The organism is Streptomyces sp. PA03-6a (assembly GCF_033792765.1).
Taxonomy (GTDB): Bacteria; Actinomycetota; Actinomycetes; order Streptomycetales; family Streptomycetaceae; genus Actinacidiphila.
The window spans coordinates 60,609-82,038 of sequence record NZ_JARAVK010000010.1 but is presented as its reverse complement, the minus strand read 5'-3'; the positions used below and the strand labels follow the sequence as shown (position 1 = coordinate 82,038).

Annotated in this window: 14 protein-coding genes; 9 read left to right on the top strand and 5 right to left on the bottom strand. The window is 69.3% G+C overall.

Annotated elements, in window-relative coordinates:
- Positions 1-998 (bottom strand): LacI family DNA-binding transcriptional regulator (locus PV350_RS04460; RefSeq protein WP_500332903.1); only part of this gene is annotated, 998 nt, incomplete at its 3' end.
- A 377-nt stretch (positions 999-1,375) separates the two neighbouring features.
- On the opposite strand from PV350_RS04460, the gene PV350_RS04455 reads away from it, so the two are divergent.
- The 8 genes from PV350_RS04455 (at position 1,376) to PV350_RS04420 (ending at position 16,401) form a co-directional block, all read left to right on the top strand.
- Positions 1,376-2,206: a carbohydrate ABC transporter permease gene (locus PV350_RS04455; RefSeq protein WP_500332902.1), complete on the top strand. Its 831-nt coding sequence runs from the start codon at positions 1,376-1,378 to the stop codon at positions 2,204-2,206.
- Positions 2,203-3,024: a carbohydrate ABC transporter permease gene (locus PV350_RS04450; RefSeq protein ID WP_500332901.1), complete on the top strand. Its 822-nt coding sequence runs from the start codon at positions 2,203-2,205 to the stop codon at positions 3,022-3,024. Before PV350_RS04455 ends, PV350_RS04450 begins: the two co-directional genes overlap by 4 nt.
- A complete protein-coding gene (locus PV350_RS04445; protein ID WP_500332900.1) occupies positions 3,021-5,759 on the top strand; it encodes an alpha-L-rhamnosidase in 2,739 nt (912 codons plus the stop codon). Before PV350_RS04450 ends, PV350_RS04445 begins: the two co-directional genes overlap by 4 nt.
- Before the next feature lie 28 nt (positions 5,760-5,787).
- Entirely contained in the window at positions 5,788-7,050 is a 1,263-nt protein-coding gene (locus tag PV350_RS04440; RefSeq protein WP_500332899.1) for an ABC transporter substrate-binding protein, read from the top strand.
- 184 nt (positions 7,051-7,234) lie between these two features.
- Positions 7,235-9,427, top strand: coding sequence for an alpha-L-rhamnosidase C-terminal domain-containing protein (locus tag PV350_RS04435; RefSeq protein ID WP_500332898.1), 2,193 nt, complete (start codon positions 7,235-7,237; stop codon positions 9,425-9,427).
- A 181-nt stretch (positions 9,428-9,608) separates the two neighbouring features.
- Complete coding sequence (locus PV350_RS04430; protein WP_500332897.1) at positions 9,609-11,810, top strand: alpha-L-rhamnosidase-related protein; 2,202 nt, start codon at positions 9,609-9,611, stop codon at positions 11,808-11,810.
- 170 nt (positions 11,811-11,980) lie between these two features.
- Positions 11,981-15,184 carry a family 78 glycoside hydrolase catalytic domain gene (locus tag PV350_RS04425; RefSeq protein ID WP_500332896.1) on the top strand — a complete coding sequence of 1,068 codons (3,204 nt, stop codon included), beginning with the start codon at positions 11,981-11,983 and terminating at the stop codon, positions 15,182-15,184.
- A gap of 215 nt (positions 15,185-15,399) precedes the next feature.
- Entirely contained in the window at positions 15,400-16,401 is a 1,002-nt protein-coding gene (locus PV350_RS04420; protein WP_500332895.1) for a LacI family DNA-binding transcriptional regulator, read from the top strand.
- 93 nt (positions 16,402-16,494) lie between these two features.
- Here the strand turns inward: PV350_RS04420 and PV350_RS04415 are convergent, their stop codons facing one another.
- The 4 genes from PV350_RS04415 to PV350_RS04400 all read right to left on the bottom strand — a co-directional run bounded on the left by PV350_RS04415 (position 16,495) and on the right by PV350_RS04400 (position 20,283).
- On the bottom strand, positions 16,495-16,947 hold the full coding sequence (locus PV350_RS04415; protein ID WP_500332894.1) for a flavodoxin: 453 nt from the start codon (positions 16,945-16,947) through the stop codon (positions 16,495-16,497).
- A gap of 312 nt (positions 16,948-17,259) precedes the next feature.
- Positions 17,260-18,111: an aldo/keto reductase gene (locus PV350_RS04410; RefSeq protein ID WP_500332893.1), complete on the bottom strand. Its 852-nt coding sequence runs from the start codon at positions 18,109-18,111 to the stop codon at positions 17,260-17,262.
- A gap of 77 nt (positions 18,112-18,188) precedes the next feature.
- The gene (locus PV350_RS04405; RefSeq protein ID WP_500332892.1) at positions 18,189-19,223 is read right to left on the bottom strand and encodes a zinc-binding dehydrogenase; all 1,035 of its coding nucleotides are present in this window, start codon (positions 19,221-19,223) and stop codon (positions 18,189-18,191) included.
- An 82-nt stretch (positions 19,224-19,305) separates the two neighbouring features.
- Positions 19,306-20,283, bottom strand: coding sequence for an aldo/keto reductase (locus PV350_RS04400; protein WP_500332891.1), 978 nt, complete (start codon positions 20,281-20,283; stop codon positions 19,306-19,308).
- 208 nt (positions 20,284-20,491) lie between these two features.
- Between PV350_RS04400 and PV350_RS04395 the strand changes: the two genes are divergently transcribed.
- The gene (locus PV350_RS04395) at positions 20,492-21,409 is read left to right on the top strand and encodes a helix-turn-helix transcriptional regulator (protein ID WP_500332890.1); all 918 of its coding nucleotides are present in this window, start codon (positions 20,492-20,494) and stop codon (positions 21,407-21,409) included.
- The last annotated feature ends 21 nt before the right edge of the window (positions 21,410-21,430 follow it).

The window sequence follows — 21,430 nt, the reverse complement described above, 5'->3', positions numbered from 1 at the left end:
GTGGGGGAGAACTTGATCTGGGCGGTGGGGCGGGTGCGGTCGGTGATGCGGTCGATGAGGAGTTGGGCGGCGTTGGTGCCGATGTGTCGTCCGGCTTGATCGACGCTGGTCAGTGAGATGGGGCCGAGGGCGGCGAAGGTGGTGTTGTCGTAGCCGGCGATGGAGATGTCGTCGGGGACTTTGAGTCCGGCTTCGGAGACGGCTTGGAGGACGCCCATGGCAACGATGTCCGCGTCGGCGAAGATTGCGGTGGGCCGTGGGGTGCGGGCGAGCAGTTGCTGGGCGCCGAGGTAGCCGCCCTGCTGGGTGTAGGTGGTGGAGACGATGTCGATCTCGTTCTCGAGGCCGCGGGCCCGCATGGCACGCCGGTAGCCGTCGGCGCGGATGGCGTTGGGCATCTCCGCGATGCGGCGGGGGTCGGTTTCGTCGTGCTCGATGTGCGCGATGCGTCGGTGCCCGAGGCCGGCGAGGTGGTCGACGACGAGAGCGGCTCCGGCCAGGTCGTCGTCGGAGACGGTGTCGTAGGCGGCGGACTGCCCGTGCCGGCCGACGACCACGGTCGGCACCATGCCGGCGACACGCTCGAGGTGGGGACGCGATGAGACGGGTGCGACGAGGATCATGCCGTCCATACCGCGGTCGATCATGGCCTCGGTGACTTTGGCTTCCGCCTCTTCTCCGTTGCGTCCGGGGGCCATGAGGACCTGGTAGTCGGTGTCCCACAGGGCGTCGGTGATCCCGTCGAGGATCTCGGGGAAGAAGGGGTTGCGGATGTCGGGCAGCATCACGCCGACCGTGTACGTCTGGCCGCGCATGCCCCGGGCCGCGGCGTAGGGGCGGTATCCGAGGTCGTCGATCGCCTGACGGACCCTCGCACGCATCTGGGGACTGGTCCCGTAGGCGTTGCGCAGCACCTTGGACACCGCGGTCGTGGACACCTGGGCATGCCGCGCGACGTCGACGATCGTGACGCGCTTGGGCTGCGCGGGCGGTTCCATCTGACTCCCTCCAGGACACATGTGGGAAACGTTACCCGGCGCATTGGACCGCGCTCCCGGGCGTTCCCATCGCCGAACCGTACCGCTCAGCAGCACCTTTCCGCAGCTCATAGCAGAAGAGAGCTTGCCTGGGCTTCGGTAACTGCGGTGCATCGTGTCCGACATCTTGACGTTACGTCGCCTCCCTCCCTAGGGTCTGTCGCACGTTTTGGGAAACGTTACCCATCGGATTGAAACGTTTAAGAAAGGGGGCGTCGCCAGTGCCTGCTACCTCGCGCGATCCGCTGTCGCCACCGGCCGCTGTCGTCCCCAGACGCCCCGGGCGCCTGCCCGGCCGGCGCCGCGCCACCTCTCCCTGGTGGTTCGCCGTCCCGGCGATGTTGCTGTTCGCGTTCGTCGTCCTGGTGCCCAGCGCCCGGGGTGTGTACTACGCGTTCACCGACTGGGACGGCCTCGACCCGAACTTCTCCTTCGTCGGCCTCGACAACTTCACCGGTCTGCCGGACGACCCGGACGCGGTGCAGGCGATCTGGCACACCCTGCTGATCGCGGTGTCGATCACCGTCATCCAGAACGCGTTCGGGCTCCTGCTGGCACTCGGGGTCAACAGCCTCATCAAGACCCGCAACGTGCTTCGGGTCCTGCTCTTCGCGCCCGCCGTGATCACCCCGATCGTGACCGCCTACCTGTGGCGCAACCTGCTCGGCCCCAGCGGCGCCGTCAACAGCCTGCTAGGCGCGGTCGGCCTGGACTCCCTCAGACAGGACTGGCTCGGTGACCCGCAACTGGCCCTGTGGTCGATCGTGGGGGTCATCGTGTGGCAGTTCGGCGGCTATTCGATGGTCATCTTCCTGGCCGGGCTGCAATCGGTTCCGAAGGAGATCCACGAGGCCGCCGACATCGACGGCGCCGGACCGATCCGCCGATTCTGGTCGATCACCCGCCCGCTACTGGCCCCGGCCTTCACCATCAATCTCATGCTGTCGATCATCGGCGGAATCAAGCTCTTCGACCAGGTCTACGCCCTGACCGGCGGAGGCCCAGGCCACGCCACCGACACGCTGTCCACCCTGATCTACAAAGACGCCTTCACCCTCGGCGAGTTCGGATACAGCATCGCTCTCGCGGTCGTCCTCACGATCATCGTGGCGGTTGCGTCGACCGGGCAGTACCTCGTGCTGGCCCGTGGAGAGAGGGCCGCCTCGTGAACCGCTACCGCAAGCGCACCTTCGCGCTCGAGCTGGCCATGATCACCGTCGCCCTGGTGGTCGCCTTCCCGGTCTACGTCCTGGTCAACCTGGCCGTGCGGCCGACATCGGACACCGCCTCGCCGATCCGCCCGACGACCTCGCCCACCTTCGACAACTTCACCCAGGCCTGGCAGCAAGGCGGACTGGGCGGCGCGCTGTTCAACAGCGTGCTGGTCACCGCCGGCAGCGTGGTCATCATCCTGGCCGTGTCCTCGTTCGCCGCATATCCGCTGGCCCGGTCGACCGCACGCTGGTCACGCGGACTGTTCCTGCTGGTCATGCTCGGACTGATCCTGCCCTTCCAGCTCGCCGCGCTGCCGCTCTACCAGACGATGCGGGACCTGCACCTGCTGGGCACCCCCTGGGCACTGATCCTGTTCTACTCCGGCCTGCAGGTCCCCTTCACCACCTTCCTCTACACCGGATTCCTGCGCGCCCTGCCCCGCGACTTCGAGGACGCCGCGCTCATCGACGGCTGCACACCGACACAGAGCTTCCGCCACGTGGTGCTGCCCATGCTCAAGCCGATCACCGTGACGGCGCTCGTCCTCAACGCCGTCGCAGTGTGGAACGACTTCTTCACCCCGCTGCTGTACCTCAGCGGCAGTACCCAGCAGACCATGCCCGTGGCGATCGCTGGCTTCGTCGGCCAGTACGTCACCGACTGGAACCTCGTCTTCGCCGCCCTGGCGATCAGCATCGTGCCCATCCTGGCCGTCTACTTCGCGCTGCAACGCAGCATCATCAGCGGCTTCGCCGGAGGGCTGAAGGGATGACCGACGCAGTGAACCCGCCGCTCCTCACCCCCTACGCACTGCAGACAGAGCAGCGCACCGAACCCCTCGGGCTAGGGGAGCGGCACCCGAGACTGTCCTGGAAACTCCACAGCCGCCGCCGCGCGGCAGGCCAGAGTGCCTACCGCATCACCGTCGCGACGCGCCCCGCGGACCTGAACACCTCGAGCCGTCTGCTGTGGGACAGCGGCCGCTGCGCCTCGTCGGACACCTTGCTCATAGGCTGGGACGGACCCGCCCTGACCTCCGCCACGCGCTACCACTGGCGCGTCGAGGTCTGGGACGAGACCGGCGCCCGCGGGGGGAGCGCACAGTCCTGGTTCGAGACCGGCCTGCTGCACCAGGACGACTGGACTGCCCAATGGGTGGGCCGGGACCTGGTCAATCTTCCCCACTTCGACCCGCCCGAGGACGACGACCCCGAGGACTCGGCACTGCTGTCACCGCCCCTGCAACTGCGCCGAACCTTCCAGGCACCCAACCGGCCCGTGCGGGCCCGCCTGTACGCAACCGCGCGCGGCGTGTACGAGCCGCGCCTGAACGGCTCCCGCGTCGGCGACGCGGAACTGTCACCGGGCTGGACCGAGTACCACCGGCGGCTGCAGTACCAGACCTACGACGTCACCGACTTGGTCACCGAGGGCGCCAACGTCCTGGCCGCCGTCGTCGCCGACGGCTGGTGGAGCGGGTACGTCGGCTTCGACCCGCGCCGTGCCGCACAGCACTACGGCGACCGTCCCGCCTTCCTGGCCCAGTTGGTCCTGGACTTCGCCGATGGCTCCCGCCAGGTGGTCGCCACCGGCCCGGACTGGTCGGAAGGGCCTGGCGCGATCCGCTCCGCAGACCTGCTCATGGGCCAGAGCGTCGACGCCCGCCGCCACACATCCGGCTGGGACGCACCCGGACCGGACCCTGCGGGCTTCCGCCCGGCCGCCGTCCTCGACACCGACCCCGAGCCACTGGTCGCCGAGCCCGACCAGCCCATTCGCGTCACCCGGCATCTGCCGGCAGTCGCCGTCCACCACCGCGGCCCCGGCCGGTGCATCGTGGACTTCGGGCAGAACCTGGTCGGCCGCGTCCAGCTGACCATCCGCAACGCCGAGCGAGGGCAGCGGATCGTCCTGCGCCACGCCGAAGTCCTCGACGACGGCGAGCTGTACCTGGACAACCTCCGCCGCGCCCAGGCCACCGACATCTACACCACCGGCGGCACCGGCACCGAGATCTTCGAGCCGCAGTTCACCTTCCACGGCTTCCGGTACGCAGAGATCGACCACTACCCCGGCGAGCTGGCCGCCGACGACGTGAGCGCCCGCGTCCTGCACAACGACACACCCTGGACCGGCACCTTCGAGTGCTCCGACCCCACGGTCAACCAGCTGCAGTCCAACATCGCCTGGGGACAGCGTGGCAACTTCCTCGCCGTCCCCACCGACTGCCCGCAACGCGACGAACGCCTCGGCTGGCTCGCCGACGCCCAGATCTTCGCGCCGACCGCGAGCCGTAACGCCGACGTAGCCGCCTTCTTCGCCCGCTGGATGCGCGACGTGTTCGACGGACAGGACGACGATGGCGCCTTCCGGGATGTCGCCCCTGTCATGACGCTCGACCGGGAGGCGGCACCGGCATGGGGCGACGCCGGCGTGATCATCCCCTGGCACCTGTGGCGCACCTACGGCGACCTGCGCGTCCTGGAAGGCTCCTTCGACGCGATGGCCGCCTGGGTGGAACACATCCGGCGCCACAACCCCGATCTCCGGTGGCGGCACCGGACCGGGAACTCGTACGGCGACTGGCTGCAGGTCGGCGTCACCACCCCACGCGACGTGCTGTCGACCGCGTACTTCGCCCACAGCACCCGGATCGTCGCCGACGCCGCCGAAGTCCTGGGCCGCGCGCCGGAAGCAGCGCACTACCGAAAGCTCCACGCCGACATCCGCACGGCCTTCATCGACTCCTACGTCCACGCCGACGGCAGCATCGAAGGAGGCACCCAGACCGGATACCTGCTGGCCCTGGCCTTCGATCTCCTGCCCGAACCCCTCGTCGAAGCCGCCGTCGGCCACCTGGCCGCCGACATCGAAAAGCGGAACACCACCCTGACCACCGGCTTCGTCGGCACCGCCCTGCTCTGCCCGGTCCTGGCCGACCACGGCCGGGCGGACCTCGCCTACGCCCTGCTGCACCAGGACGAATACCCTTCCTGGGGACACTCGATCCGCCACGGCGCCACCACCGTCTGGGAACGCTGGGACGGGTGGACCGACCACGGCGGCTTCCAGTCCGCCGCGATGAACTCCTTCAACCACTACAGCCTGGGCAGCGTCGGCGACTGGCTCTTCGGCGGCGTCGCCGGCATCGACCAGGCACCCTCCTCGGTCGCCTACAGCGAACTGCTCCTGCGCCCGCAGCCCGGAGGCCGTCTCACCTGGGCCCGCGCCGAACAGGACACCGTACGCGGACAGGTCACCTGCGGATGGGGTCTGGCCGACGGTCTGCTCACGGTGACCTGCACCGTGCCTCCCGGCGCCATCGCCACGCTGCACATGCCCACGTCCGACCCCGGCAGCGTCCGGGAAGGCGGAGCGCCCGCGGCCGGCCGGCCCGGCGTACTCGCCGTCGAACCCCACTCGGCCGGAGCCGCCGTGCGGCTGGCATCCGGCCACTACGTCATCAGCGCCATTGCCCCGGAGCTGACTTCGCCGTTCCCCTCGTGATCGCCGCCCCTTCCCCGCGGGAGACACCATGATCAGAACCAGACTGTCCGCCCTGATAGCGGCAGCGACGGCTGCAGGCCTGCTGGCAGCCTGCAGCGGCGGCACCAACGCAGCCGGCGGGAACTCCTCCACTACCTTGACCCTCGCCTCGGTCGACCAGGGATCCATCGAAGACGTCGTCAAGGCCTTCGAGAAGGCCAACCCCGGCGTGGACGTGCGCTTCACCACCAGCGGCGCCGACCAGTACCAGCAGCAGATCCGCACCAAGCTCGCCTCCGGCACCGCACCTGACGTGATGTCGGTCTGGCCGGGCAACGGCAACCCCGCGGCCACCTACGTCCTGGCCAAGCCCGGATACCTCCTCGACCTGTCGGGCCGCCCCTGGGCCTCCAAGCTGCCCGACGCGGTCAAGACCGTCTCCCAGTACGAGGGCAAGACGTACAACGGGGTCTTCGGCCTCAATGGCATCGGAGCCGTCTACAACCAGGACGCTCTGGACAAGGCCGGCCTCACCCCGCCCGGCACCTGGACCGAACTCCTGGACTTCTGCAAGGACGCCACCGCCAAGGGAACCCCCGCCTTCGCCCTGGGCATCCAGGACAACTGGGTCACCCAGCTCGTCCTCTACGCCTTGGTCGCCACCACCGTCTACGGCCCCGACCCGGACTTCGACAAGAAGATGCAGGCGGGCCAGGCCACCTTCGCGGACTCGCCGTGGACGACCGCCATGGCCAAGTACCAGCAGATGGACAAGGCCGGCTGCTTCCAGAAGAACCCGCTGGGCACCAGCTACGAGGCCAGCCAGGAACTCGCCGCCACCGGCAAGACCCTCGGCATCGTCCAGGGCAACTGGGTCATCGCCCTGCTCAAGGGCAAGAACCCCAGCGGGAAGTTCACCCTCAAGGCGCTGCCGGCCACTGATACCCCCTCGGAGTTCCTCATGCCCGCCGCGGCGGGCGCCGGCTACGCAGTCAACGCCAAGGCCAAGAACAAGGACCTCGCGCTGAAGTTCGTCGACTTCGTCATGTCACCCGAGGGCATGAACCTCTTCGTCAAGAAGCAAGGCGGCCTTCCGGCGCTTTCCGACACCGGCTTCACCGCCGACGCGTCGCTGACCGAGCTCTCCACCTTCCTCAGCGACGACCGGACCGTGCCCTTCATGGACCAGCTCTGGCCCAACCCCAAGGTGCAGCAGACCATGCTCAGCGGCCTGCAGGAGATCTTCAGCGCCCAGTCCACACCGGACAAGGTTCTCCAGGCCATGGACGCCGACTACAAGTCCGGCTCCTAACACAGACCCCGGCCGGGGCGACGGCTCCGCCCCGGCCGTTCGGGCGCTCATTTTGCACACCTCTTCCAAGGGAGATCACACCCTCATGTTGAAACGATTCAGTTCCCCGCGTGCAGACTCCTCCCGCGGCCTCGGGCGCTCTCGCCTCGTCGTCGCCGTGGCAGTGCTCGCGACTGTGGGCTCAGTGGGAGTGCAGGCGGAGGCCTCGACGCCGAAGCACCCCGACTGGCAGTCCTACGTCCTGGCCCCGTCGACCCCACAGGTGAAGCCGGTCGCCGTGGAAACCCGGGGCGACGTCACCCACGCCAACTCCCTGGTGAACGGCAAGGACAAGGACAAGGACAAGGGCAAGCCGAAGGCGACGACCCTGACGACGGTCGCCGGCGGCGCGCCCGCATCGGTCCTCCTGGACTTCGGCAAGGACATCGCAGGAACGCCCTACTTCGACGTCACCGCCCTCGAAGGCAATCCGACCCTGTCGCTGGCCACCGCTGAGGCCCGTCGCTACATCCGCACGGCCGCGTCGACCACCGTGTCCGCCGCCGCGACGTCGGGCGCCACGCAGGTGACCGTCGCCTCGACGGCGAACCTCGAGGCCGGCAACACGATCACCTTCGGCACCGGCACGACCGCCCAGACCCGCACGATCACCGCCTTCGACACCACCGCCAGGACCATATCCTTCACGCCCGCCCTGACCGGCGACGTCCCGGCCCAGACCACGACGGCGTCCGCACCGGGCGCGCCCAGTTCGGACGAGTCCCGCGGCCTGGCGGGTGTCGGCGGCATCGACACCCTGCAGCCCACCGCCACGGGCCGGATCTCCGCCGGCTACCACCCCGGCTTCCGTTTCGCGCTGCTCACACTGACCTCACCCGGCAGCATCTCCCTCTCCGCCGCCGGCGTGGACTTCCAGGGCGTCCGGGCCACCCCCGCCGACTACAAGGGCTGGTTCCTCTCGGACGACGACCAGCTCAACAAGATGTGGTACTCCGGTGCCTACACGCTGCAGCTCAACCTGAAGCCCGCCGGGCTCAACAACCTGGCGGACAAGCGGATCTACGACGGCGCCAAGCGCGACCGCAGCATCTGGACCGGCGACCTCCTGGTCCAGGGACCGACCGCCATCTCCACTCTCGGCGACGAGGGCGCCGACTACGTCAGGGCCTCGATCGACGTACTGCTCGCCACCCAGCGCGCCGACGGGGCCATCCCCGGCTCGCCCGACTTCCGCAAGGGCAGCAACCCCGCCGGCTCTCCGCTGTTCTACTCCAACAACTACTCCGGCTACGGTGCACGCGCCGCCATCGACTACTACCGGTACACCGGCGACAAGGACTACATCACCAAGATCCTGCCCGCGCTGCGTGCCGAACTCGCCTACAACGACAAGTCCCTGACCGCCAACCACCTCGTGGCGTCCAACGACCGCGACTACTGGCAGGCCAGCCAGACCGGCGAGGTCACCAAGTACAGCATCGACTACTACATCCTGCTCAAGGAGATGGCCTGGCTCGAGCGGCAGGTCGGCTCCGCCACCATTGCCGACGAGCACGACGCCAAGGCCGACCAGATCAAGGAAGCCGTCAACGCCAAGCTGTGGAACCCGCAGCTGGGCGCCTACGGCCAGAGCATCGACCACCCCGACGTGCTCGTCGAGGACGCCAACGCCCTCGCCCTGCAGTACGGCTTCGTCCCCGCCGACCGGCGCGACAGCGTCCTGAAGGCCCTCAAGACGCTGTGGACCCCGCACGGCGCGATCATGGGCCCGGGCCTGGTCGACCCGACCGGCCACACCATCGAGCCCTTCGGCAACGGCATGGAAACCGCCGGACGCTTCACCGTCGGTGACGCCACCGGCGCCTTCGACCTGATGCGCCGCACCTGGGGCCAGATGGTCGACAAGAACGACCCGCTCTACACCGGCGCGTTCTGGGAGTTCAAGAACAGCAACGGTGGCGTCAACCGTGCCACCGCCAGCCTCGCCCACGGCTGGGCAGCCTCCCCGACCGTCCAGCTCACCGAGCAGGTCCTCGGCGTCACCCCGGTCAACGCCGGCTACGCCACCTGGAGCATCAAGCCCCACACCGGCAATCTGAAGTGGGCCCAGGGCTCCGTCCCGACCCAGTACGGGGACATCGCGGTGAACTGGCAGTCGAAGGCCAACGCCTCGAAGTTCACCCTCCACGCCAGCACGCCGCGCAACACCACCGGCACGATCGCCGTGCCGGTCACCGGCAAGTCCACCGTCGAGATCAACGGCCGCACCGTGTACACCCGCGGCGGCTGCACCGCCTACAAGGGCACCGTTACCGACGGCTACGCCCGGTTCACCGTTCCCGGCGGTTCGTACGACATCACCGTCAGCCGCGGCTGACACCCCACAGCCTGGTCTCCGCGTGCTCCGGCCCGTGCGCGGAGACCAGGCTCCGCCGGCACCACTGGATCCGTGCTGACAGTCCCCGCGTTCCCCGAACGCCTCTCGAGGGAGATCACACGTGCTGAACCGTTTCCAGCGCAGACACGGGAGCTCCTCCCGCAGCTTCAGACGCTCTCGCGTGATCGTTGCCTTAACGCTGCTCGCCACGATGGGCTCGGCCCTTGTGCAGGCCGAGGCCGCGTCCCCGCAGAACCCGAACTGGCAGTCCTACGTCCTGGGCCCGGCCACCGCGCAGGTCCCCCCGGTCAGTGTGGAAACCCGGGGCAGCGTGACCAACCCGAACACCCTGGTGACGGGTCAGGGGAGCGCGACAACCCTCACGACGGTCGCCGGCGGCGCGCCCGCGTCGGTCCTCCTCGACTTCGGCAAGGACATCGCCGGCGCCCCCTACATCGACGTCACCGCCCGCACGGGAAACCCCACGCTGTCGCTGGCCACCTCGGAGGCGCGCCGCTACATCCGCACGCCTGCTTCGACTACCGTCTCGGCCGCCGCGGCCTCGGGCGCCACGCAGGTGACCGTCGCGTCGACGGCGAACCTCGAGGTCGGCAACACGGTCACCTTCGGCACCGGCACGACCGCGCAGACCCGCACGATCACCGCGTTCGACACCTCCTCCAGGCGGGTCACGATCACCCCCGCCCTGACCCGGAGCCTTGGGACGCAGACCGCGGCGGTCAGCGCCCCGGGCGCGCCCAGCTCGGACGAGTCCCGCGGCCTGGCGGGCGTCGGCGGCATCGACACCCTGCGGCCCACCGGAACGGGCCGGGTCTCCGGCTCCTACCACGGAGGGTTCCGCTTCGTCCTGCTCACCCTGACCTCGCCGGGCAGCATCTCCCTCTCCGCTGCCGGCGTCACCTTTCAGGGCGTCCGGGCCACCGCCGCGGACTACAAGGGCTGGTTCATCTCCAGCGATGACCAGCTCAACAAGATGTGGTACTCCGGCGCGTACACGCTGCAGCTGAACCTGAAGCCCGCCGGGCTGAACGGTCTGGCGGACAAGCGGATCTACGACGGCGCCAAGCGCGACCGCAGCATCTGGACCGGCGACTTGCTGGTCCAGGGACCTACCGCCGTCTCCACCCTCGGTGACGAGGGCGCCGGCTACGTGAAGTCGTCCCTGAACGTGCCGCTTGCCGCCCAGCGGTCCGACGGAGCCATCCCCGGCTCGCCGGACTTCAGCAAGGGGAGCAACCCGGCAGGGTCGCCGCTGTTCTACTCCAACAACTACTCCGGGTACGGCGCACGCGCCGCGATCGACTACTACCGGTACACCGGAGACCAGGCCTACATTACGAGCATCCTGCCCGACCTGCGCGCGGAACTCGCCTACAACGACCGGTTCCTGACCGCCAACCGTCTGGTCGCGTCGAACGACCGCGACTACTGGCAGGCGAGCCAGAGCGGCGAGGTCACCAAGTACAGCATCGACTACTACATCCTGCTCAAGGAGATGGCCTGGCTGGAGCGGCAGGTCGGCTCCGCGAGCAACGCCAGTGCCGATGACGCCAAGGCGGAGTCGATCAAGCAGGCCGTCAACGCCAGGCTCTGGAGCACGCAGCTGGGCGCCTACGGCCAGGGCAGCGCCAAGCCCAATGTGCTGGTCGAGGACGCCAACGCCCTCGCTCTGCAGTACGGCATCGTCCCGGCTGAACGGCGTACCAGTGTGCTCAACGCGCTGAAGACGTTGTGGACCCCGTACGGCGCGATCATGGGCCCGGGCCTGGTCGACCCGACCGGCCACACCATCGAGCCCTTCGGCAACGGCATGGAGACCGCGGGCCGCTTCACCATCGGTGACGCCACCGGGGCCTTCGACCTGATGCGCCGCACCTGGGGCCAGATGGTCGACAAGAACGACCCGCTCTACACCGGCGCGTTCTGGGAGTTCAAGAACAGCAACGGTGGCGTCAACCGTGCCACCGCCAGCCTCGCCCACGGCTGGGCAGCCTCCCCGACCGTCCAGCTCACCGAGCAGGTCCTCGGCGTGACCCCCGTGAACCCCGGCTACGCCACCTGGAGCGTCAAGCCCCACACCGGCAACCTCGAGTGGGCCCAGGGTTCCGTCCCGACCGGCTTCGGCAAGATCGGCGTGCAGTGGCAGTCCGACGCCTCGGTGTTCACCCTGCACGCCCAGACCCCGACCAGCACCAGCGGCACGATCGCGGTGCCGGTCACCGCCCAGGCCACCGTCACCGTCAACGGCCGCACCGTGTGCACGGCGGGAAGCTGCAACGCCTACCAGGGCACCGTCGCCGACGGCTACGCCCAGCTCACCGTTCCCGGCGGCTCGTACGACATCACCGTCAGCCGCGGCTGACCATGATCGGCCTGGTCTTCGCGCCTCCCCGCGGGCGGGGACCAGGCCCCCTGCCGGCTCCGCCTCAAGCCGGCAGCACCACGGCGCGGTTGATGGAGGCGGCTCCTCACCGAGCAGCGCCGACCGCCGCACACCACCTGTGACATACCTTGATCGACAGGAGTTTTTCGATGTCCGAAGCACCACGTGGTCTGAGCCGCCGGCACGTCGTAGGGATCATGGTGGCCGGGGCGGGAGGACTGGCACTGCCGATCGGGGTCACCAGCCCCGCGGCCGCCACCACCTCCCACCCGCACGGCGGCAAGGTGACCGTCGGACACCTCAGCATCGACGGCCGCACCGACGAGCCCCTGGGCGTCGACGATCCCTCTCCCCGTCTGGGCTGGCAGGTCACCAGCACCCCGGTGAACTGGGCCCAGCAGGCCTACCAGGTACGCGCGGCAGCCACCGCCACGGACCTGGCCCGCGGGCGCTACCTGTGGGACTCCGGCAAGGTCCACTCCGACGCCCAGACCGACATTCCCTGGCGCGGGAAGGCCCTCCGGTCCCGCCAGAGCGTCGTCTGGCAGGTGCGCCTGTGGGACTCCCGAGGCGACGTGATGCCGTGGAGCACCCCCGCGACCTGGGAGATGGGGCTGCTCAAGCGCACCGACTGGGACCCGGCCCAGTGGATCGAGTGCGCCGGCCGGCAGGTCGGCGATCCGCTGCCGATCTTCGCCCGTGCATTCGACGTGGACAACCGGCATGGCAAGGTCGTCGAGGCGCGGCTGTACATCGCCGGAGTCGGTCTCCACGAGGCCAGCCTCAACGGACAGGCCGTCACCGACGAGGTCCTCGCGCCGGGGAGCTCCAACTACCAGCTGTCCGTCGAGTACCGCGCGTACGACGTCACCCGCCTCATCCGCCCCGGAGCCAACACCCTCGGCGTCGAAGTGGGCCACGGCCAGGCCCTGGTCACCCGCTCCGTCACCAACCCGGCCACCGGCCGCACCGCGCCCTACGACTGGTGGCAGAGCCAGTTCAAGGGCAGCGGCACCCTGGCCGCCCCGGCCGCACCGGGGGACACCGTGGTCAAGCTGAGCGGCGTGAGCGGCTACCACGTGGGCGGCACGATCAACATCGACACCGGCGACGGCGGCGACCGCCTGGAGCCGCGCACGATCACCGCCATCGGCACGGCCGGCGCGGACGGGACCGGCATCACCTTCACCCCCGCCCTGACCAAGCAGCATGCGGCCGCCGCGGCCGTCACCGGCTCGGGGAACCCCCTGGCCGGCACCGACCCCAGCGCCGGGGCCGCCGTCTCCCCCCGGCTGATCGCCCGTCTGGAGCTGACCAAGGCCGACGGTTCGGTCCAGACGATCGTCACCGACCACTCCTGGAAGACCTCACTCGGCCCGACGACCACCGACAACTGGTACTCCGGGTCCGACTACGACGCCCGCCGCGAGCAGCCCGGGTGGAACGCCCCTGGCGCCGACCTGTCGCCCACGGCCAAGCGCCGCGACGGCAGCGCCGCCGGATGGGTACCCGCCGGCATCGCGCCGCCCCCGAACCTGACGACCGAGCTCGTGTGGCGCGTCGGCGAGCCGGTGAAGGTCGCCGACCGGATCCACCCCGTCAGCGTCACCCAGCCGGTACCCGGCGTGTGGGTCTTCGACCTCGGGCAGAACATCGCCGGCTGGCCGGAGCTCGCCGTGGACGGAACAGTCCCGGCAGGCACGACCATCACCATGAAGCCGGCCGAGTCGCTGGCCGCGGACGGCACCGTCAACCAGGCCTCCATCATGGGCGGCGGCAGCAGCCGCGGCACCAACGTGTTCGCCACCTACACCACGCGCGGCAACCGGCACGGCGAAACCTGGCACCCCCGCTTCAACTACTTCGGCATGCAGTGGGTACAGGTGACCGGCCTGCCCGAGGGCTATGTCCCGACCGCCGGGACGATCACCGGCCTGCAGCTCCACGCGGTCACCCCCACCGCGGGCACCGTCACGACCTCCAACGACCGCATCAACCGGATCCACCGCATGTCGCGGTACTCGATCATGAGCAACATGATGTCCACCTTCACCGACTGCCCCGGTCGGGAGAAGCTGGCCTACCCCGCGGACTACCTCCAGCCCTTCGGCTCCCTGCACCGCAACTTCGGCTACAACGCGTACCTGCGCACCATGGAGCGCCACCTGGCCGAGGGCCAGTCCAAGGCGGGCGACAACATCGGCAACGTCGCCCTCAAGGCACCCGTGTACGACTGGGGCTACACCGGCCGGTTCGGCGACGAGATCAACTGGGGCAACGGGATCGTCCTGGTGCCGTGGTTCCTCTACGAGGTCTACGGCGACACCCAGACGATGGCGCGGTACTACCCGCAGATGCAGGCGTTCATGAACTACATCAGGACGCAGAAGGCGGGAACGGGCGCCGACGCCTACATCGTGGACGCCGCCCTGGCGGACTGGATCGCCGCCGAGAACACCTCGGGCCGCATCACCGGAACGTGGGGCTACCACCAGATCGCCGACCGCATGGCGAAGATGGCCGACCTCCTCGGCCGCCACGCCGACGCCCTCGAATACCGCAGCCTCGCCTCCAACATCAAGACCGCCTTCAACGACGCCTTCTACAACACGACCCTCGGCCGCTACACCGCCCAGGGCAACGCGGGCACCACCGGTGCCACCCAGGCCGCCCAGGCCCTCGCCCTCGACGAAGGCCTGGTCCCCGAGGGCGAACGCCAGAGGGTGCTGGACGCGCTGGTCGAACTGGTCCACGCCTTCCGGCCGTTCGGCGGCGGACCGCACTTCAGCGGAGGCACGATCGGCCTCGCCCCGATCGTCCGGGCCCTGATGGACGGGGGACGCGACGACGTCCTGTGGGACGCGCTGCAGGAAGACACCCGCCCGAGCTACGGCTTCTTCATGGCCCCGACCACCGCGAACCCGCAAGGGCTCACCACCCATCCCGAGCAGTGGGACATGGGCAACTCCAAGAACCACATGATCCTCCTGCAGATAGAGGAGTGGTTCCACAGCGGCCTGGCCGGCATCCGCCAGGCCCGCGGCACCGCCGGATACCGGTACCTGGTCATCGACCCCCGCATCGTCGGAGACCTCACCCACGTCGAAGGCAGCTACCAGACCCCCCAAGGCCAGGTCGCCTCCGAATGGACCCTGAAGAGGGGCACCTTCCGGCTGAAGGTCGACGTGCCACCGAACACCACCGCCGAAGTCCGGGTTCCCAAGGGCGGCCGCACCCCGCACGACGTCCCGAAGGGCGCAACCTTCCGGCGCATCGAGGGCGACCGGGCGGTCTACCACGTGCCCTCGGGAACCTACGTCTTCGTCGCCCGGGGCGTATCCGCGGGGCAGTAGTTCCCCGGCACCCCGACGAAGCGCGACCACCGCCATCGCACAAGGCTCGCCGCCCGTGACCGGGCGGCGGGCCTCACGCAATCCCACGCACGCTTGCACAAGAACAGATGCGCACCGGTCCGGTCGCCACGGACCCGTGCGCCTCACCCCCCCCCGCGGCCGGACGCCGCCTCGAGTCCCGGGAGAATCGGCTGAACCAGACGACCATCCGTGATGTGGCCGCTGCAGCCGGCGTGTCCGCCTCCACGGTCTCGAACTACTTCCACTATCCCCACAAGCTCACCAGCGCCACCCAAGATCGTGTTCGGCAGGCGGTGGAAGCCCTCGGCTTCGTCCCCAACGACGCAGCACGCAAGCTTCGCACGGGCACGAACCCCGTGATCGGATGCATCGCAGCCGTACCCGTCCGCGCGTTGGCATCCGAGGCTACCCACGCCATTGAGCAGCGGATCGCGAAGGAGAACATGCACCTCCTCATGGCCAACGTGAGCTCCGAGGAGCGCGAACGGTCCTATCTCCGTCTGTTCGAACAGCAACGAGTGGCCGGCATCATCATTGCGCCCGTCGGAGACGTCGAATCCGAACTCGCCAGGATCCGCAGCCGCGGCATTCCGAGTGTGGTCATCACACGGCAGCCGACATCGACCTCCCAGGCGTCCGTCTCGACGGATCATGCCCTCGGAGGCCGCATGGGTGTCCAGCACCTCATCGGCCAGGGCCGAAGACGACTTGGCTTCCTCTCGGATGATCTCGACGACTGGCAGGTTCAAGACCAACTCCGCGGAGCCGTAGCGGCTCTCAGCTCCGCACCCGGCGTCGCCCTGGAGGTGATGCGCACAGCCAACGGATCCCTGAACGCGGGAGCCGCCTGCGCCGAGGCCATTGCCCAACGGGCACAGGAAGAACGGCCGGACGGCCTCTTCTGCACCAACGGCATGCTGGCGATCCGCGCGAGCCACGTCTTTGCTGCCGGGAACAGCAGGCGAGAGCCCATGGATGTGGCCATCGTCGGCTACGACGCGACCGCATTGGCGCCCCTGGCTGCGACACCTGTCACGGCCGTCCGGGTTCCTTACCGGGAGATGGGCGGAGCGGCAGTGGACCTGCTCTTCGAGCAGATCTCGCAGACCCACCAGGAGGGAAGCGCGTCAGGCGCTCTCACCTCCCCTCACATACAGCTCAACCCGGAGATCATGTCGCTGGTATCCACTGCGTAGCCATACCGCGCCTGCGGGGCTTGGCGGTGTCGCCGTACCTCTGGTGATGGCGTCGCAGGAGACCCGGGGCAGCCGTCAGGCCCGAGGGCGCGGTCATAGGCGGGGGATCCCGACGCGCTGCAACCACGCTTCGATGTCGGAATCGGCCCGTTCGACTTGTTCGCCGCGGACTGCGAGACCTTCTGCGATGGTGGCACCGGGGCAGGAGGCGGTGTAGTCGCGTGCGGTCGTTCCCAGGCCGCTCATGGCGTAGGTGGTGACCGGATGGACGCTTTTCCCGCGCCAATCGAGGGATTCGGTGAACGTCGTCATGATCATCGGCGCCCTGACGTTCCAGATGGGACTGCCCAGCAGGATCGTGTCGTAGCCATCGAGAGCAGGCAGGCGGCCGGTGATGCCCGGCCGGGCGTCGGTGTCCTGCTCGTGGACGTTGCGCCGGACGGTCACGTCGTAGTCGTGCGGGTAGGGGTCGGCGGCCGGGATGCGGTAGGTGTCGCAGGTGATGCGGCTGCGGATCTTCCTCGCCAGGACCTCGGTGTTGCCCACCGTCAAGTCGGTGCGGCGGCCGTAGTAGTAGTTCTCGCCCGGCCGGGAGAAGTAGACCAGCAGGACTCGCCTTCGGTTGCTTCCGGTCGTAGCAGCCGACTGGGAGGGTGCGCTGGTTTCTGGTGGGGGCGAGGACGGCGAGCACCCCGTCAGGTGGCTTCCTGCCAGAGCGGCGGCTCCTGTCAGCAGTGCCCGGCGCGGGACGGTGCGCCGGCTGGGCACGGCGGTGCTGTGCTGTGACGTGATCACGAAATACGCCTCCGAGTGACTGACGGGCAGGGCGGTGCCAGGGGATGCCCCGAGCCCTGCGGGTCAGCTGTCCAGGCGGCGCTTGCTGAGCCAGGCGACCATCTCGGGGTCGTGGTGGTCGAAGAACAGCGTCGTGCCGGTGTCGAGGCCGGCGATCGCGGCCATCTGCCCGTCGGTGAGCGCGAAATCGAAGACATCGATGTTCTGTGCCATCCGGTCGGGGTTCACCGACTTCGGGATGGTGACGATGCCGCGCTGGATCAGCCAGCGCAGCACGACCTGCGCCACGGACTTGCCGTGCGCCGCGCCGATCTCGCCGAGGAGGGGGTGCGTGAACAGGTCGTTCCGGCCCTCGGCGAATCCGCCCCAGGACTGGTGCCGGACGCCGTGCTCGCGCATGAGGTCGTGGTCGGCGGAGCGCTGGAAGAACGGGTGCGTCTCGATCTGGTTGACCGCGGGCGGAATCTCATTGTTGAAGATGAGGTCAAGGAGCCGGTCGGGGTAGAAGTTGGCCACGCCGATCGCCCTGGCCAGGCCTTCCCGGGTGGCGGCCTCCATCGCACGCCACTGGCCGTAGACATCGCCGTAGGGCTGGTGCATCAGGTACAGGTCGAGGTGGTCCAGACCCAGCTTCTTCAAAGACGTCTCCGTGGCGCGCCGGGTGTTGTCGTGGGCGGGGGCGTCCTGCACCCAGAGCTTGGTGGTGACGAACAGCTCCTCGCGCGGGATGCCGCTGGCCTTGATGGCGCGGCCGACGGCCTCCTCGTTGCCGTAGGCGGCCGCGGTGTCGAGGAGCCGGTAACCGGCGGCGAGGGCGTCGGAGACGGCCTGCTCGGTCCGCTCCGGCGGGATCTGGTAGACGCCGAAGCCGAGGATCGGCATCTGCACGCCGTTGTTCAGGGTGACGGTCTGCACGGGATCTTCCTTGTCGCTCGGATGTCACAGTGGGCTCATGGACTGAAGGGGACCGGAGCCACAGGCACCGGCACCGGTCAGAGGGTGATGAGGGCCTTCAGGACGCGGCGGTCAGCCATCGCCCGGTAGGCCTGCGGGACCTGGTCCAGGGAGAAGCCTTGGTCGAAGACGCGGCCGGGGCTGATGGTGCCGTCCAGGACGTCGGGCAGGAGCTGCTCGATGTAGGCACGGGCATGGCTGGCGCCGCCGGTGAGGGTGATGTTCCGCATGATCATCGACGGGCCGACCGGCCCGTCCTCGTACTGCGGGACGCCCAGGCGGCTGATGGTGCCGCCGTCGTCGACGGCCGCAAGGGCGGTTTCCAGGGTCTGGCGGGTGCCGACCGCTTCGATGACCCTGCGGACTCCGTCGCCGCCGGTCAGGTCCCGTACCCGGGAGAGGCCTTCCTCGCCGCGTTCGACGACGACGTCGGTGGCCCCGAACTCGCGCCCGAGGTCGGTGCGGGCGGTGTGCCGGCCCATGAGGATGATCTGCTCGGCGCCGAGGCGCTTGGCGGCGATCACCGCACAGAGCCCGACCGCGCCGTCGCCGATGACCAGCACCGAGTCGCCGCGGCGCACACCGGCGGTGACGGCGCCGTGGTGACCGGTGCCCATCACGTCGGAGAGCGTCAGCAGCGAGGGCAGCAGAGCGGAGCCGGCGTCGACGGGCAGTCTGACCAGGGTGCCGGCGGCCTGCGGGACGCGCACCGCCTCGCCCTGGCCGCCGTCCACGCCGTTGAACCCGTACCTGCCGCCGTTGCGGCACGACATGTGCAGGCCCCGGGCGCAGTAGTCGCACGTGTTGTCGCAGTACGTGAACGGTGCCACGACCAGGTCGCCCGTCTTGAGCCCCGACACATCGGCCCCGGTCTCCTCGACGATGCCGAGGAACTCGTGCCCCATAGGCCGGCCGGTCCCGGCGGCAGGCATCGACGCGTAGGGCCACAGGTCGCTGCCGCACACGCAGGACAGCACGACGCGGACGACGGCGTCGGTGGGCTGGTGGATCTTCGGGTCGGGACGATTCTCGATCCGTACGTCGCCGGCTCCGTACATCACTGCTGCGCGCATGAAAGCTGCTCCTGCCTGGAAAAGTGTCGTGCGGTGGGAGATCCCGGCCGGTCGCTGCCGGCTGGGCACGGTGGTGGCCGGCTCAGCGTTCGAGCATCTGCGCCTGGGCCGCGGTGTGGGTGTCGCCGGCGGCGGCCGGCAGGCTGCTGAGTTTGTCGATCTGCCCGGCGGTCAGGGTGATGCCGTCGGCGGCGGTGTTCTCCTCGGCCCGGGCCACGCGCTTGGTGCCGGGGATGGGCGCGATGTCCTCGCCCTGCGCGAGCAGCCAGGCCAGCGCGACCTGGGCGGGTGTGGCGCCCGCTTCCGCGGCGACGGCTTGGACCTCGTCGGCGATCGCCAGGTTGCGCTGGAAGTTCTCGCCGCTGAAGCGCGGGTTGCCGTGCCGGAAGTCGTCCTCGTCGAACTGGTCGGTGGAGCGGATCGTGCCGGTGAGGAAGCCGCGCCCGAGCGGCGAGAACGGCACCAGGCCGATGTTCAGCTCGCGCAGCACCGGCAGTACCCGCTCCTCCACGCCCCGCGTCCACAGGGAGTACTCAGACTGCACCGCGGTGACGGGATGGACGGCATGGGCGCGGCGGATGGTGTCCGGGCCGGCCTCGGACAGGCCGAAGAAGCGGACCTTGCCCTCCGCGACCAGTTCGCCGACCGCGCCGGCCGTCTCCTCGATCGGGACGTTCGGGTCGACCCGGTGCTGGTAGTACAGGTCGATGTGGTCGGTGCCCAGCCGCTTCAGCGATCCTTCGACGGCGGCGCGTACGTTGGCCGGGCTGCTGTCCGGATTCCACGCCCCCTCGCCCGCGTGCGACACGAGGCCGAACTTCGTCGCCAGCACCACCTGCTCACGGCGACCCTTCAGCGCCCGCCCGAGGAGATCCTCGTTGGTGTAGGGGCCGTAGATCTCTGCGGTGTCGATCAGCGTCACGCCCAGCTCCAGCGCCCGGTGCAGGGTCCGTACGGACTCCGCCTCATCGATACCGGAACCCGTGTAGCCGTGCGACATACCCATAGCACCCAGACCGATCCGGGATACTTCCAGGTCACGCAGCTTGATGTACCGCATCCGCTCTCTCCGCTCCGTCGTCTCGCGCGCTGTGTCCCTCTCGGCTGCCGACCGTCCCGTGATCGCTCAACCTGGCGTCGTGAGGGTTGTGGCCGCAGCTCGTCGTCTCTTCACCCTCGTGCTTTCCGGCGCCCGCAGGCAGGCCGAGCCGTTCGGGGGTAATGACAGGGCCCCTCACTCGGCCGTCACCATGGGTGACACTGGTCTCATGGCATCGGAGCACTCCACTGGCGGTAGCGAAGGCGCGGAGCTGGGACGATTCCTGCGCGCCCGCCGCACCCAGACCAGCCCGCAGCACGCCGGTCTCACCGTCGGCCCGGGGCTGCGCCGCACACCGGGGCTGCGCCGCGAAGAGCTGGCCACCCTTGCCGGGATCAGCATCGACTACTACGTGCGCCTCGAACGCGGCAAGGAGACCCGCCCCAGCCCTTCCGTCCTCGACGCGCTCGCCCGCGCACTGCACCTGGACGGCCAGGAACACCAGCATCTGCGGGATCTGGCCGCCCGGGCCGCCCGCTACGCGCCCGAGACGCCGCCCGCACCGAGCCGCACCGTTCGCCCGCATCTGAAGCTGCTGCTGGAATCGCTACGGCCGAACCCGGCCTACGTCATCAGCCGCAGCATGGACCTGCTGGCGTGGAACCCCGGCGGCCTCGCTCTGTACGCAGGCTTGGAGGACTGGCCGGCCAAGCACCGCAACCTCGCCCGCTACCTCTTCCTCCACCCGGCCGCCCGCGACCTGTTCCCCGACTGGGACCGTCAGATCACCGCCTGCGTCGCCCGGCTGCGCGCCGTCGCAGGCACCGCTCCCGACGCCCCCGACCTGACCAACCTGGTCGGCGAACTCCTCCTCAAAAGCCCCGACTTCGCCCGGCTGTGGGAACGCTACGAGGTCACCGGCCGCAAGCCCGCACAGAAGACCTTCCACCACCCCCGCGTCGGAACCGTCACGCTCACCTCCCAGTCCATGCAGCTGGAAGGCACTCCCGGCCAGCGCATCGGCGTCTACACCGCCGAACCCGGCACCCCCGACCACGACGCCCTGCTCCTGCTCGACATGACCGCACCCCAGCCGACGCAACGCCCGGCGAAGGCGGACGCGGAACAGCATCGCCGGCAGCCATGAAGGGGTGGAGGAATCCACAGT

What these genes read in the sequence shown, in the direction of transcription:
- PV350_RS04455 (WP_500332902.1), top strand. Translation starts at nt 1,376, where the DNA reads ATGTTGCTGTTCGCGTTCGTCGTCCTGGTGCCCAGCGCCCGGGGTGTG.
- PV350_RS04445 (WP_500332900.1), top strand. Translation starts at nt 3,021, where the DNA reads ATGACCGACGCAGTGAACCCGCCGCTCCTCACCCCCTACGCACTGCAG.
- PV350_RS04440 (WP_500332899.1), top strand. Translation starts at nt 5,788, where the DNA reads ATGATCAGAACCAGACTGTCCGCCCTGATAGCGGCAGCGACGGCTGCA.
- PV350_RS04425 (WP_500332896.1), top strand. Translation starts at nt 11,981, where the DNA reads ATGTCCGAAGCACCACGTGGTCTGAGCCGCCGGCACGTCGTAGGGATC.
- PV350_RS04405 (WP_500332892.1), bottom strand. Translation starts at nt 19,223, where the DNA reads ATGCGCGCAGCAGTGATGTACGGAGCCGGCGACGTACGGATCGAGAAT.
- PV350_RS04400 (WP_500332891.1), bottom strand. Translation starts at nt 20,283, where the DNA reads ATGCGGTACATCAAGCTGCGTGACCTGGAAGTATCCCGGATCGGTCTG.
- PV350_RS04395 (WP_500332890.1), top strand. Translation starts at nt 20,492, where the DNA reads ATGGCATCGGAGCACTCCACTGGCGGTAGCGAAGGCGCGGAGCTGGGA.